The following is a 15,339-nucleotide window of genomic DNA, read 5'->3' as shown; positions in this document are numbered from 1 at the left end:
TATGTAAGTTATTGATATGTAGTAATATAAAATACATATAAAAAGTATGTTAAAACCTCAATAATAGATTTTTCTTATCATGGTATTTGTAATTAATAGTATTAAGCAATTGTCGGGCGAAGTGATTATGTAATTTTGTAATGTAAAATGATCATTTACATTATTTATTAACCCTTATTAATAATATTACTTATGTTTTCACACTCTAAGATTTATGTACTAATATTTCTTGGTTATTTAGGATTTTTTCAGGGCGTTTCTCAAACAATGACAACAAATGGGGGAGTTCCGGTAGGAGATAATCAAAATTCACAGACTTTAGGACATAACGGTCCTGTATTACTTCAGGATATTCACCTGATAGAAAAATTAGCAGCTTTTGACAGGGAACGCATCCCGGAAAGAGTTGTACATGCAAGAGGAACCGGAGCTTTTGGGTATTTTGAAGCGACAGCTGATATGTCTGCATATACCAAGGCAGCTCCATTTCAAAAAGTAGGAAAAAAAACAGATTTGGCAGTTCGTTTCTCTACGGTAGCTCATGGAAAAGGATCTTCTGAGACAGCGAGAGACCCTAGAGGTTTTGCTGTGAAATTTTATACAGAAGAAGGGAACTATGATATTGTAGGAAATAATCTTCCGATCTTTTTTATCAGAGATGCAATTAAATTTCCAGATTTTATTCATACGGTAAAGCCTTCTCCGGTAACAAATAAACAAGATCCGAATCGCTTTTTTGATTTCTGGAGTTTATCTCCCGAGGCAACTCATATGGTAACTCGCCTATATACGGATTTAGGAATTCCTAAAGGCTATCAGTATATGGATGGAAGTAGTGTTCATGGATTTAAATGGGTAAATAAAAAAGGAGAAGTTGTTTATGTCAAATATACCTGGAAAACAAAACAAGGCATTAAAACAATGACTCCCGAAGAAGCTTCTATGGTACAAGCTAAAAATGTAGGACATGCTACAGAAGATCTTCGTAATGCTATAGAAAGTAAGAACTATCCGAAATGGGATTTATATGTACAATTTATAAAACCAGAAGATTTGGATAAGTATGATTTTTGGCCTTTGGATGCGACAAAACACTGGTTTGAAGATGAATTTCCTTTGGTAAAAATAGGAACGATGACACTCAACAGAAATCCGAGAAACTTTTTTGAAGAAGTGGAGTCAATAGCAATGGCGCCGGGTAACCTGATTCCAGGTGTAGAAGCTTCAGAAGATAAAATGTTACAAGGTAGATTATTCTCATATTTTGATACACAGCGACATAGACTGGGGGGGAATTTCCAGCAATTACCAGTGAATCAACCTAAAAACAAACCAGTAAACTACAATTCTGATAGTTGGGGAAGTCAGGGTAATGACAGGTACGCTAGTGCAGAAATTAATTATGAACCGAGTAATCACGTAGATGTAAAAGAAGATAATGAGTTTAGAATGGCTCCTTTTACAGCCTCTAAAGAAATGAAAATTGTACAGGCACCGATTAATAAAACGAATAATTATGGACAGGCAGGGCAATTTTATAATTCACTCACCGAAACAGAAAAAAAACATTTGATTGCTAACCTGGTAGGAGATCTTAGTCAGGTGAAAAATCAACGAATTCAAAAAAGAATGATTACACATTTTTATAGAGCAGACAGAGACTATGGAATGCGTGTAGCAAAAGCATTGGGTTATTCAGCAAAAGATTTTATGTGATAGTAAAATCTCTTCCCCCAATTTGAGTATTGTTTTAAATTGAAAATAGGAAATTATGAATTAAACATTCATAATTCCTATTTTCATATATGTGTAATCATCTTATAAATAAATCAGTATGAGATTATTTAGAGTAGCAATAATTGTATTGATCTGTGGTCTGGGATACGGGCAACAAAATTTTGAACTTTTAGAAAATGTTGTCAGAACAGGAAAACTAGAGGTTTTAAAACAGGCAATTGATAAAAATCCTGATTTATTGACCTACGAAAATCATCACGGATACACTTTATTGATTTTAGCAGCTTATAACGATCAACCGGAGATTGCCACCTATCTACTGAGCAAAGGAGTAAATGTAGATGAGGCAGATACATCTGGAAATACAGCATTAATGGGAGCCGCTTTTTTGGGAAATACAGCAATGGTTGCACTATTACTAAATGCAAAAGCGAATGTAAACTTGCAAAATTATAATGGAGCAACTGCTTTGCATTTTGCTTCTACTTTTGGGAAAGTAGATGTCGTCAATACATTGCTGGCAGTAAAAGCAAATCCGTTTTTAAAAAATAACCTGGGTGATACGCCTTCAATGTCTGCTATAAAACAAGGAAATAAAGAAATGGCGGATTATATAGAGAATTATAAAGTAGAGTAGTTTAGTTTGTGTAATTTTTTTTACATGGATTACTAAAAAAAGCCCTGAATTCTTAAATTCAGGGCTTTTACTATTTATTTTTATGACTCTTATTTAATGGCAATAGTCGATATTTCTACGTTTACTGATTTTGGTAATGTTTTTACGGCAACAGTTTCCCTGGCAGGTGCTGTATCCTCATTTAAATAACTGCCATACACTTCATTAACTTGTGCGAAATTATCCATGTCACTTAAAAATATAGTTGTTTTAACAACGTTTTCAAAAGTCATACCAGCAGCAGCCAATACTTCTTTTAGATTCTCCATAACTTGTTTCGTTTCCGTTTTAATATCATCTAAAACCAATTCACCAGTTTCAGGATGCAAAGCGATTTGCCCTGAAGTATATAAAGTATTACCATGCAAGATAGCCTGATTGTATGGTCCGATTGGAGCAGGAGCTTTTTTTGTCGTTATGATTTGTTTCATTTGAAGAAGTTTTTGTTTTTTCTAAAAAAAAATTTAGCGTAAAAATAGTGTAAATTAATGGAGAACTAAAAGGCACTATTTTATAAGTTCCTATCCGGTTGGCTTCGCTTATCATATTTAATGTCGCTAAGAACAGAAGATTTAATTCCAATAAAGAAGCTCCAGGAAGCTTGTTGGCTAAATGGAATCCAGTTAAAACTCATTCGCCAGCTTTCCAGATCTCGTTGAAACCTGAGATTGGTGTATGTAAATCCGGGATTTTTAAAATCATATCCAGAAGAAACACCGACAGACCATTTTGGAGAGAATTCCACATCTCCGGAAAACATAAGGGAGTGCGAAGATATCTCATTTTGCCTTCTGTTATTAGAATAGTTTACGGTATAAGATAAGCGCAAATTCCAGGGGATTTTATAATTGTAATTTTCAAAATCACTATTAGAAGAACTTTTCCGTTCCCGGTGAACATCCTCATCGTTGACAATGTCTAGCGTACTACCAAATAAATTATCAGAACGCCCTCCATTCCTCAGGGTTTCGTTTTGGAATGGGTCATCATTTTTCTTTGTTCGTTTAAAATCCTTACTGGAAAAAGAATATCCAAAGTTGGCACTGGCACGAGTTAAACGAAATAAACTTCCTCCGTTATCAATATTCCAGACATCAATTTTAGTGTTGTTATTATCCAGAGCGTAGGGATCTAGTTCCGCGTTAAAGTTAATATCTAACTTATTTTGAATAATAGGGATATTACCACTAACAGCTAATGGACTTAGCTTAAGAGAATCTCCCGCAAGATTATAAGCAGTTCTAAACGATAAGTTATTTAATATTTTAATTTTTTTGGCCTCTGTAGCAGTAGAGTCTTTACTTTTTACTTTGGCTTCCAGATTATTACTCAATGAAAAACCAATACTACTCGAAAAGGTGTTATTAGGAGCTCCAAAGTAGCCACCTGTAAATCTGGAGTACGAAACTTCTTTAGCTTCGTCTTCCGGAGTCTCTGGATTATCAGGGATTGTATAAGAATCGTAATATTGATCAAATGCAGGATTGATATTATAACTTATAGAAGGGCGCATGGTATGCCGTATCGCTTCAATTTTACTTCCTTTTTTGAACTTAAAAGTACCGTATATTGTCGTTCCTACACTTGATGAGAAATTGTAAGTTCTAAATGCATCAAAGCCTTTAATAGTATCATTCACAACATCTCCGGCTCCATTATTAGCATCCTGATCATAGCTTTGCCTAATCGTTTCAAAAACCCAGTTCTCCTGAAAGTTCGTTCCTGCTGTAACACTTAAATATTTAAGTATTTTGAAATTGGTTGTCAATGGAATGGTATGCTGCATTCCCATTTTACTGTTTTCAAACATTCTGGAAGTAAATAAATCATCATCAGTAGTTTCGATTTTATTTTCCCCTCTGAAAGTGTATTGCGTATTAATATTGTGAATAATTCCTTTTTTAACACCAACTTTTGGAGCAAAAGGAAAAATTCTTGCCACATTGATATTAGCGTTAGGAAGTGATAAATTAACCACCCCAGTATTGGTATTGGAGTTATGAGTAGCAGCTAAACTAATATTTACCTGTGGATCCCCTGGAATCGTTTTTGAATATGATACAGAAGAACTCAATTGGTTGTTCAGGAAATTTCCAGTATTGTTCTGGTTTGTAGATTCTTTGTAGTAATTACTACTACCAAAATTTACAGATGCAGAAAACCTGGAATTAGGATTAGCTTTTGCATCTTGGCTATGCGACCATTGTATATTATAGGTAGTAGAACGAGAGTAGTCAGGGAAACCTCGCTCACTCTGTAAGTTGTTCTGATACCTGAATCGCAAAGAACCTCTATAGCGATATCGAAGTGCATAAGCAGACTCCAAAGCAAGATTGTAACTACCATTGGTATAATAATCTCCCAGAACCGTTAAGTCGATATAATCACTGATGGCAAAATAATATCCTCCGTTTTGTAGAAAATATCCACGATTACTATCTTCTCCGGGATTAGGTATGATAAAACCAGAAGTTCTGTCTTCCGTTAATGGGAAATATCCAAAAGGAAGCCCTAGGGGAGTAGGAACATCCGCAATATACATATTTACCAATCCTGTAATGATCTTTTTTTCGGGAACAAGCTTAATTCTTCTGGCATAAAAATAATAGTCTGGATTATCAATATCTTCAGAAGTAGTGAACTTTACATTACGCATGTAGATTACCGAGTCGTTTACCCGTTTAGAAACCTCATTCTTAATTTTGATTTCTCCCTGTTCTGTTCGGGAATTATAAATTAAAGCTTTTTCTGTATCGAAATTAAAACGTATGGAGTCCGGCTCAACAACATTTTGTCCTTGTTTAAAAATAGGAGTCTGCACATATTCTCCGAGAGAATCCTTAATACCGTAAGCATATACTTCACTTTTATTATTATCCAGAATAATAAGACCGGCATTAATTGTCATATCTCCATAAATAACTTCTGCTTCATCGTGCAGATACATCTTGTTTTCCTTTCTGCTAAGGCGCATATAGTCCGTAGCCTTATAGGTCACTTTATCTGTCAGGAAAGAAGATTCGGCAACAACGGAATCCTTTTTAGTGGTGTCTTGTGCTTTTTCAGATAAGAGCTCTTCGGGAGAGATTGTAATCTGATCCTTATTTTGTTTTTGAGAAATAGAAGTGGAGTCCTTTTCTGCAGGAATTGGAATACCTGAAGTTTTGATCGTTTCTTGTGCTGTCGTAAAACAAATACAAAAAAGTGAAAAACTTAGCGAATAAAGTATGTTTCGTACCGTTGTTTGCAATGGTTTATATCCTATTTTTGTGTAACTATGGCTTAGTTTTTGAAGTGCCAAAATTACATATATTTTTTATCTAGAGATTAGTATTATCAAAAAAATAAAAAATTATAATACATACTGCTCTCTTTTTAATTAGTATTGCACTAAGAATTAGTGTTATTTTTACAGTTATCAAAAACTATACTAAATACGGTGGTGAAGGGACAATGTTTCAAATTATAGAAATTTTATTAGTGTTAATGAAAAGAATAAATAGGTATATTGTTGTTTTGGGAGTGATACTTTCTTTCATTTTATGCTCACAAACAACCGCTCAGGAGAGCAAGAAAAAATTTGTAGTAGTTTTAGACGCAGGGCATGGGGGACATGACTCTGGGAATAGGGGAAATGGCTACATAGAAAAAAATATTGCTTTGAAAGTTGTATTGGGAATCGGAAAAGAATTAGAAAAAGATCCTCATTTTAAAGTAGTGTATACCCGAAAGACAGATAAATTTATAGAACTTCACGAAAGAGGGAAGATAGCGAATAAGGCAAAAGCAGATCTGTTTGTATCCATTCACTGTAATGCACACCACTCTCAGGCATCAGGTACAGAAACCTTTGTATTAGGACTTCATGCGAATGATGAAAACTTTAATGTGGCAAAAAATGAAAACTCTGTAATTTTATTAGAAGATAATTACGAAGCAAATTATGACGGTTTCGACCCTAATTCCCCCGAGTCGATTATCGGATTAACCTTGATGCAGGAAGAATACCTCGATCAAAGTCTCACATTAGCGAGTTATGTACAAAGCAGATTTAAGAAATCATTAAAAAAGAAAAGCAGAGGAGTAAAACAGGCAGGTTTTGTCGTACTTCATCAAACATATATGCCCAGTGTATTAATAGAATTAGGTTTTCTTACTAACATAAAAGAGGGAAAATACCTGAATTCCAAAATCGGGCAAAAAGAAATGTCAGCTTCTATTATTAAATCGATAAAAGATTATAAGAAAAGCCTGGATGCGGTTTATTTTGTAGAAGACCCCGTTAGTGATACACCGGAAACAACTACAGCAAGTTCTGCAAACGGGATTGCCTTCAAAGTTCAGATTGCAGCAGGTACAACAGCCATTGCATTACAGCCGCAAAATTTTAAAGGATTAAAAGAAATATCCAAAATTAAAAATGATCGACTGTATAAATATTACTATGGAAATACGCCCGATTATAATGAGGCTCAGGAACTTCGTAAAAAAGCAGTAGAAAAAGGGTATGACTCTAGTTTTATTGTCGCTTTTAAAGGAGAACAAATAATTTCCATTAAAGAAGCTTTAAAAGCTAATTCTTCTTCGAATTAGTCTAAATAAAATCTGATAGTTCATTGAATAATTATCAGTAAAAATGTATTTTTTATCATAAATTTGTCATTAAAACCTCAATATTTTGAAATTTACTCGAGAAGTCAAGACAGGAATCTTAGCAGTTTGCGCGATTGCTCTTCTTATTTTTGGATATAGTTTTTTAAAAGGAAAGAATCTTTTTGAAAATAATAGAACTTTATACGCTATCTACGATAATGTAGAAGGATTGATACCTTCCTCACCAGTAACAATTAATGGATTGGTAGTAGGAAAAGTGGTAGCCATCGATTTTTTTGATGCTTCGGGAAAACTAATTGTTAAGTTTAGTGTAAACAACGATTTTAAATTTTCTAAAAACAGTTTGGCTAAAATATCAGGGAGTGGACTTATTGGGGGAAAATCATTAGCAATTATCCCCACCTATCAACAGGGACTGGAAGCAAAAAATAAGGATACGCTAAACGGAAAAGTAGAAGGAGGGATTATAGATCTAATGACTTCTAAGTTAACGCCTCTTCAGCAAAAAATAGAATTAGCAGTAATGAATGCGGATTCATTGTTAGTATCAATTAATAAAGTACTATCAGAAGACACGCAAAATAACATTAATACTATTTTTAGTGATTTAAGTACTACTGTACGAAATTTTAAACAAGCCTCAGGTTCTTTGAATGCTATGTTAAGTGGTAATGAACAGAAATTGAATAATACATTTACCAATTTAGATCAGATGTCTACTAACCTAAATAAGTTTTCGGGTTCATTATCGCAGGTAGATGCGGCTAAATTGAGTAGAGAATTAGAAGCGGTGCTAGCGAATTTTAATAAAATTTCCAGTGATATCAATGCAGGGAAAGGAACCGTAGGAAAACTGCTGAAAGACAAGAAATTGTATACGAATTTAGAACAGGCCAGTAAGCAACTGGAGACATTGTTAGAAGACCTGAGACTAAATCCAAAAAGATATGTTCATATTTCCGTATTTGGAAAAAAGAACACTCCTTATGTAAAACCAACAGATTCAATACAGTAAACTAAATAACACATGCAATATATACCGAACATACTTTTTGTACTTGTTTTAGTAGCAGGGATAGGATATTTTACTTTGAATATCCGAAAAGTTATTAGAAATGTACGATTAGGAAGAAGTGTAGATCGATCTGACAATAAAAAGGAACGATTTAAACAAATGGCGATGGTGGCGATGGGGCAGACCAAAATGGTAAGACGCCCGGTAGCCGGAATATTGCATTTGGTGGTATATATCGGATTTATCATTATTAATATAGAAGTACTGGAAATTATTATAGATGGTATTTTCGGGACTCATCGTATTTTTAGCTTTTTAGGAGGATTGTACGATTTTCTGATTGGGTCTTTTGAAATTCTTGCATTTCTGGTCTTGGTAGGAGTTATCGTTTTTTGGATTCGAAGAAATGTGATCAAACTAAAACGTTTTTGGAATCCGGAAATGAAAGGATGGCCCAAAAACGATGGGAACCTTATTTTGTATTTCGAAATGGTTCTTATGACATTGTTTTTAGTAATGAATGCAGCGGATTTACAATTGCAAGCACTAGATGCAGCGCATTACGTAAAAGCCGGAGCATATCCAATAAGTCAGTTTATCAGCCCGTTATTTAGTGGGATGTCAGAAACAGCATTAATTGTTTTGGAAAGAGGAGCCTGGTGGTTGCATATTGTAGGGATACTAATCTTTCTGAATTATTTGTACTACTCAAAACACCTGCATATAATGTTGGCATTTCCTAATACCTACTATGCCGACCTAAATCCCAAGGGACAATTAGATAATTTAAAAGCGGTAACAGATGAAGTAATGCTGATGATGGACCCTAATGCAGATCCGTTTGCAGCACCGGCAGAAAATGAGGGAGAAGAAGGAGAAGAGGCTGTTCCCGAAAAATTTGGAGCCTCTGATGTTGCAGATTTAAACTGGGTACAATTATTAAACTCGTATACATGTACGGAATGTGGACGTTGTACAAGTGAATGCCCTGCCAATCAAACAGGAAAAAAATTATCTCCTCGTAAGATTATGATGGATACCAGAGATCGATTAAAAGAAGTAGGAGATAATATTGATAAAAATGGAGGAACTTTTGTAGATGATGGAAAGCAGTTGTTAAATGATTATATCTCTACAGAAGAATTATGGGCATGTACAAGTTGTAATGCCTGTGTAGAAGCTTGCCCAATAGGAATAAGTCCCTTGTCAATTATTATCGATATGAGACGATATCTGGTGATGGAACAGAGTGCAGCACCTTCAGATCTTAATAATATGATGTCTAATATAGAGAATAACGGAGCTCCATGGCCATTTAACCAGATGGATAGATTAAATTGGAGTGAGGAATCTTAAAAAATAACCAGTAACTTGCTAACCATAAGTTATAAATATAGTTAACCGACAATTTTTAAAAAAAGAAAACTAAAAGTTATGAAAAAAGAAGAAGTAGAGAAGCTCTTACACGATAAGATAGAAGAAGGACAGCATATCAGTCCTGTATTGCCGGAAGGTATTAAAAACTATTTAATCGATATCGATGGAACTATTACAGAAGATGTTCCTAATGAAGAGCCAGAACGAATGGGAACTTGTAAACCCTTTCCGGATGCCCTGGCGACTTTAAACAAATGGTATGATGAAGGTCATATAATTTGCTTTTTTACTTCCAGAACAGAAGAACATAGAGAAGTGACCGAAAACTGGCTGAAAGAGCATGGATTTAAATATCACAGTATGTTAATGGGGAAGCCAAGAGGAGGAAACTATCATTGGATAGATAATCATTTAGTCAAAGCGACGCGATATACCGGTAAATTTACAGAACTGGTAGAAAGAGTGGTGACGATAGAGGTATTCGATGACGGAAAACACGATTAATAAAATGATGTACTCATCCTAATCTTTCTCCAGGATGAGTACTTCTTTAAGAAATAAAATAAAAGTATGAGTGAAGCAGTAAAAGTGTCAACAATGGCAGAGTATATGGCAGCAGGAAAAATGCCAGAGGTATTGTTTTGGGTTGGATGTGCTGGAAGTTTTGATGATCGAGCCAAAAAAATAACAAAAGCCTTTGTCAAACTCCTACATAATGCTCAGGTTGATTATGCTGTTTTAGGAACAGAAGAAAGTTGCACCGGAGATCCTGCCAAAAGAGCAGGGAATGAATTTTTGTTTCAGATGCAGGCAGTTACGAATATAGAAGTAATGAATGCATATGAGATAAAGAAAGTGGTAACAACCTGTCCTCATTGCTTTAATACATTAAAAAATGAATATCCGGCATTGGGAGGAAACTATGAAGTAATGCATCATACGGAATTCTTAAAGTCACTTTTGGAAGAAGGTAGATTAAAAGTAGAAGGAGGAAAGTTTAAAGGAAAGAGAATTACATTTCACGATCCTTGCTACTTAGGAAGAGCTAATAACGTCTATGAAGCGCCAAGAGATTTACTTCGTAAGTTAGAGGTGGAATTGATAGAAATGAAACGATGTAAACGAAATGGTTTATGCTGTGGAGCTGGAGGTGCACAAATGTTTAAAGAACCCGAACCAGGAAATAAAGATGTTAATGTAGAGCGAACAGAAGATGCTTTGCAGACTAAACCTGATATTATCGCAGCAGGCTGTCCGTTTTGTAATACCATGATGACAGACGGAGTAAAAAGTAAAGAGAAAGAAGATAGCATTGATGTATTAGATATAGCAGAACTAATAGCTTCTGCACAGGATTTATAGTAGGTGATTCCTGCATTAGAGCTGTTAAAAAGATATATTATATTAACATTTTATTATGATATATATTAGGAATAGTTTTTGTTACTTTCCATTATAAAAAGTTAGCTGATGATAGTAGATTTTAAAGAACTACCTGATGAGTCCAGAATATGGATATATCAGGCTAATAGATCATTTTCCGCAGAAGAATTAGAAGAAATAAATAAAAAAGCAAACTCTTTCCTGGAACAATGGACTGCTCATGGTGCAGACCTAAAAGCTGGATTCGAAATAAAATACAAACGATTTATCGTAATAGGGCTGGATCAAAAAGTAAATCAAGCTACAGGGTGTTCTATTGATGCTTCCGTACGTTTTATTCAAGATTTAGAAGCAGATTATAATGTGGATCTTATGGATAAGATGAATGTTTCCTTTAAACAAGGGGAGTTCGTAGCGTATAAGCCATTAGTAGATTTTAAGAAAATGGCTAAAAACAAATCTGTTTCACCTAATACGATTGTTTTTAATAACCTGGTAACGAATATAGCAGAGTATAAAACTAGTTGGGAAGTTCCGGCAAAAGACAGCTGGCACAATCGATTCATTAAATAAAGTCCTGTGAAAAATATAATTGTCCCTACTCTATATTGCATAGCTTTTCTGCTACCATATGCTATTTTTTCTCAGGAAGTAAACCCTTTATATACTGCAGATAGAGAAGCTCAGGAAAATTGGGTGAATACGATCTATAACACCATGACCCTACAAGAGAAAGTTGGGCAGTTGTTTATGGTGGATGTATTTTCTTCCAAATCCAAAAAAGAAACTGATAAAATCAAAACTCTTATAAAAGAATATCACATAGGTGGTATTATTTTCTCTAAGGGAGGACCACAAAGACAAGCCAAGTTGAGTAATGAGTATCAGGAAATTTCCAAAATTCCGCTCATGATGGCTATGGATGCAGAATGGGGATTATCAATGCGTTTGGATTCAACACATGCATTTCCCTGGAATATGACCTTGGGAGCAATAAAAGACACTTTGCTGATAGAGGAAACAGGAAAGGCAATAGGGAGGCATTGTAAGCGCCTAGGGGTGCATATGAATTTTGCACCAGTGGTCGATATTAATACCAATCCTAAAAATCCTATTATAGGGAATCGATCCTTCGGGGAAGAAAAAGAAAATGTAACTCAAAAGGCAGCAGCTTTTATGAGGGGAATGCAGCAGGCAGGAGTTTTGGCCAGTGCGAAACACTTTCCTGGGCATGGTGATACAGATCAGGATTCTCATAAAACATTGCCGACTGTAGAGTTTGATGCAAAACGGATTGATAGCATAGAATTATATCCGTATAGAAAGCTAATAAAAGAAGGAGTAGCAAGTGTTATGGTAGCACACCTTAATATTCCTAGTCTGGAAACACGATCTAATTACCCTTCTTCTATTTCAGAAAAAATAGTGACAGGGTTGCTTAAGGATAGTTTAGGGTATAAAGGACTTATTTTTACCGATGCGCTGAATATGAAAGGAGCTTCTAATTTTAGTGAACCAGGCGATATTGATTTAGCAGCTTTTAAAGCAGGAAATGATATACTACTTATTTCTGAAGATGTGCCAAAGGCGACTCAGAAAATTATAGCCTCATATTATGCAGGAGAGATAACAGAAGAACGTTTGTCTCATTCTGTAAAAAAGATTTTACTGGCTAAATATAAGGCAGGATTACATCAGTATAAACCAATTGATACAACAAATTTATACGAGGATCTCAATGACTTAAAGACACAATTATTGCAGCATAAACTGGTAGAGAATTCCCTGACGGTTGTAAAAAATGACAGAGCTGTTCTGCCGGTAAAGAATCTGGATATCAAAAATGTAGCCTATGTGTCATTAGGAGATGATGACGGAACTCCATTTTATCAAACATTACAAAAATATACCAAAGTAGACTGGGTAAAAGCTGATAATCTGGCGGATATGATAGAAAAGCTAAAACAATATAATTATGTGATTGTAGGTTTTCATAAATCAAATGCGCATCCGTGGAAAGGCTATAAATTCAAAGATAAAGAATTGGTTTGGTTGTATGAGATTGCTCGTTTGAATACTACAATTTTAAATGTTTTTGCCAGACCTTATGCGATGCTAGATCTCAAAACAACAACCAATTTGGATGGGATTATTATGGCGTACCAGAATAGTGAGGTAGCTCAGGAGAAAACTGCTCAATTATTATTCGGAGCAATAGAAGCAAAAGGAACATTACCGGTGAGTATTGGAGAGGAATTTCCAGTTAATACGGGGATTAAAATGCGATCATTACACAGGTTGTCATATGGTATTCCAGAGAGTGTAGGAGTGAATTCAGAAAAACTGAAGAAAATTGATTCAGTAGTAGCTGTTACATTACGAGAAAAAATGGCACCAGGTTTACAGTTGATTGTAGCCAGAAAAGGAAAGGTCATTTTTGATAAAAACTACGGATACCATACTTATGCTAAAAAACAAGAAGTAAAAGGGACTGATATCTATGATTTGGCATCATTGACTAAAATTTTGTCAACACTGCCTTTGACAATGGAACTTAAAGATAAAGGATTGGTTTCTTTGCAAACAACTGTTGGAGAGATGCTTCCGGATTTTAAAGGTTCAAATAAAGAAAACACTTCTATAAAATCAATGCTTTCTCATTATGCGAGGTTTAGATCGTGGATTCCATTTTACCTAAAAACATTGGATACAGTAACAGGTAAACCTGATACAAAGTATTATAGAAAAAAGAAATCAGATGAATTTTCGATTCAGGTAGCTAATAATTTATATCTGAGAAGTGATATGAAAGATTCATTATTGCTGAGAATCAAAGAAAGTCCTTTGAGAAATCGCTTGCGATATAAGTATAGTGATCTGCCTTATTATTTATTGAAAACCTATTTAGAGAATCATTATGGGAGTTCGTTGGATGAGCTGACACAACAACATTTTTATAAATCATTGGGAGCGAATAATACCGGCTATCTTCCGATACATAAGTTTGGTAAAAAGAGAATTATACCAACAGAAAATGACCAGGCATTTCGGGGACAGGTGATTCATGGATATGTACATGATCAGGGAGCTGCAATGTTTGGAGGTATAGGTGGTCATGCGGGGTTGTTTTCCAATGCCAATGATGTAGCCAAAATAATGCAAATGTATCTCAACGGGGGAACGTACGGAGGAAAGAAATATATTACTTCAGAAACCTTGGCGGAATTTAATAAATGTCATTTTTGTCATAAAGACGTACGTAGAGGTGTAGGATTTGATAAACCACAATTAGGAGAAGTGGGACCTACCTGCGGGTGTATTTCTATGACTAGTTTTGGACATAGTGGTTTTACCGGGACATTCACCTGGGCAGACCCTAAAGAGGAAATTGTATATGTATTCCTTAGTAACAGAACATTTCCGGATGCTGCTAATAGAAAATTAATTTCTAATGATATTCGATCTGAGATTCAACGAATTATTTATGAGGCAATTAAAAAATAAATTTTTATAAAAAATCAAAGAAGCGTCATCAAATTTTTGGTGACGCTTTTTATTTGCAATTATAGTTTTAATTCTAATCCCAGATGAATTCCTGGCATATTATGAGAACCAATTTCATAATAGTTAAAACCGGTACTGATGGCAGTGTTTTTTAAGTAATATTTTAGGTGGAGTTTATATTCGTCAATACTACTGTGATTAATAAAGCTTTGTTTCCAGGATGTAAATAAACTAATTGGTTTTATGGGGAAAATTTCTACCCCCAGTTGATAGGCAAAACCAAAATGATGTACTTCATTAGCTACATAACTAGCACCAACTCCCCACCAGGCAGATATATGTTTTTCTCGTACTCTGTGATAGTTGATAAGCAAGCTGGAAATATCCAGGTTTTCATTGGCAATAACATCTCGTTCAAAAAAGTGAAGATGACTTCCTTCAACACTAATTAACGGATGGAATTTATACTGAAGTTGAAGAGCAGTAGCACTGGTAGACTGGTCATTAGCAAAAAAAGAACCCTTTATATGAAGGTTGTACGAAGCACCAGTTGCTGTGCTATCGAACAGATAATGACCATAGCTGTGTTCTCTGTATGGGTAGTGATTCATAGTTCTGGGAGCCCCTTCACCGATTAAAGTTCCATATGTAACCATACCCGCTACATAAGCAATGCCTAAAAAAATACCTTCTGCAATAGAATTAGCTATATAGCTATCAAAACTATCATCATAGGAAGTGTAGGTTTCATAAGCTTGGTCTGTGTTGCCAGATCGGCTACCGGACTGCTTTTCTTTTCTTAATTCATTTTTTGCTTTAGAAAGTTTTCCTTGAGCCAATCCATTTGAATATCCCAATAATAGGGATATAAAGATTAGAAATACTTTTTTCATTCGTTAGGTTTATTGTATTATATGAATATGTCGAATAAAAAGTACACTTCCCCTATATAGAGAAGCTATTTTTGTTTTTTTAAAAACAAGAGTTAATGGTGTTTAAGAAATAAGATAATGCCTTAATAGTTCGGATTGTG

At 34.8% G+C, this 15,339-nt stretch carries 12 protein-coding genes; 9 read left to right on the top strand and 3 right to left on the bottom strand.

Annotation, left to right across the window (positions count from 1 at the left end):
- The first annotated feature begins 267 nt into the window (after nucleotides 1-267).
- Together HN014_RS19460 and HN014_RS19455 are read left to right on the top strand one after the other, a co-directional pair.
- Nucleotides 268-1,716 carry a catalase gene (locus tag HN014_RS19460; RefSeq protein ID WP_176030504.1) on the top strand — a complete coding sequence of 483 codons (1,449 nt, stop codon included), beginning with the start codon at nucleotides 268-270 and terminating at the stop codon, nucleotides 1,714-1,716.
- Nucleotides 1,717-1,834: 118 nt separating this feature from the next.
- Nucleotides 1,835-2,374 (top strand): ankyrin repeat domain-containing protein, encoded by a 540-nt coding sequence (locus HN014_RS19455; protein WP_176030503.1) that lies wholly within the window; start codon nucleotides 1,835-1,837, stop codon nucleotides 2,372-2,374.
- A gap of 89 nt (nucleotides 2,375-2,463) precedes the next feature.
- On the opposite strand, the gene HN014_RS19450 is transcribed toward HN014_RS19455, so the two are convergent.
- Nucleotides 2,464-2,844 carry a RidA family protein gene (locus tag HN014_RS19450; RefSeq protein WP_176030502.1) on the bottom strand — a complete coding sequence of 127 codons (381 nt, stop codon included), beginning with the start codon at nucleotides 2,842-2,844 and terminating at the stop codon, nucleotides 2,464-2,466.
- A gap of 80 nt (nucleotides 2,845-2,924) precedes the next feature.
- Complete coding sequence (locus tag HN014_RS19445) at nucleotides 2,925-5,714, bottom strand: putative LPS assembly protein LptD (protein WP_176030501.1); 2,790 nt, start codon at nucleotides 5,712-5,714, stop codon at nucleotides 2,925-2,927.
- A 185-nt stretch (nucleotides 5,715-5,899) separates the two neighbouring features.
- Between HN014_RS19445 and HN014_RS19440 the strand changes: the two genes are divergently transcribed.
- From HN014_RS19440 to HN014_RS19410, 7 genes are all read left to right on the top strand, one after another.
- A complete protein-coding gene (locus HN014_RS19440) occupies nucleotides 5,900-7,006 on the top strand; it encodes an N-acetylmuramoyl-L-alanine amidase (RefSeq protein ID WP_176030500.1) in 1,107 nt (368 codons plus the stop codon).
- Between the two features lie 85 nt (nucleotides 7,007-7,091).
- Nucleotides 7,092-8,042, top strand: a complete 951-nt coding sequence (locus HN014_RS19435) for an MlaD family protein (RefSeq protein ID WP_176030499.1) — start codon at nucleotides 7,092-7,094, stop codon at nucleotides 8,040-8,042.
- 12 nt (nucleotides 8,043-8,054) lie between these two features.
- On the top strand, nucleotides 8,055-9,398 hold the full coding sequence (locus HN014_RS19430) for a (Fe-S)-binding protein (protein ID WP_176030498.1): 1,344 nt from the start codon (nucleotides 8,055-8,057) through the stop codon (nucleotides 9,396-9,398).
- 78 nt (nucleotides 9,399-9,476) lie between these two features.
- Nucleotides 9,477-9,923 carry a phosphoheptose isomerase gene (locus HN014_RS19425; protein WP_176030497.1) on the top strand — a complete coding sequence of 149 codons (447 nt, stop codon included), beginning with the start codon at nucleotides 9,477-9,479 and terminating at the stop codon, nucleotides 9,921-9,923.
- 66 nt (nucleotides 9,924-9,989) lie between these two features.
- Nucleotides 9,990-10,781 (top strand): (Fe-S)-binding protein, encoded by a 792-nt coding sequence (locus HN014_RS19420; protein WP_176030496.1) that lies wholly within the window; start codon nucleotides 9,990-9,992, stop codon nucleotides 10,779-10,781.
- A gap of 108 nt (nucleotides 10,782-10,889) precedes the next feature.
- On the top strand, nucleotides 10,890-11,375 hold the full coding sequence (locus HN014_RS19415; protein WP_176030495.1) for an ABC transporter ATPase: 486 nt from the start codon (nucleotides 10,890-10,892) through the stop codon (nucleotides 11,373-11,375).
- Nucleotides 11,376-11,390: 15 nt separating this feature from the next.
- Nucleotides 11,391-14,306 (top strand): glycoside hydrolase family 3 N-terminal domain-containing protein, encoded by a 2,916-nt coding sequence (locus tag HN014_RS19410; RefSeq protein WP_254884150.1) that lies wholly within the window; start codon nucleotides 11,391-11,393, stop codon nucleotides 14,304-14,306.
- Nucleotides 14,307-14,365: 59 nt separating this feature from the next.
- On the opposite strand, the gene HN014_RS19405 is transcribed toward HN014_RS19410, so the two are convergent.
- Nucleotides 14,366-15,199 (bottom strand): hypothetical protein, encoded by an 834-nt coding sequence (locus HN014_RS19405; RefSeq protein ID WP_176030494.1) that lies wholly within the window; start codon nucleotides 15,197-15,199, stop codon nucleotides 14,366-14,368.
- Nucleotides 15,200-15,339 lie beyond the last annotated feature (140 nt).

Origin of the sequence: Aquimarina sp. TRL1, assembly GCF_013365535.1 — a bacterium.
Lineage (GTDB): Bacteria > Bacteroidota > Bacteroidia > Flavobacteriales > Flavobacteriaceae > Aquimarina > Aquimarina hainanensis.
The sequence above is the reverse complement of the archived record's forward strand: the minus strand, read 5'-3'. Positions and strand labels throughout refer to the sequence as shown.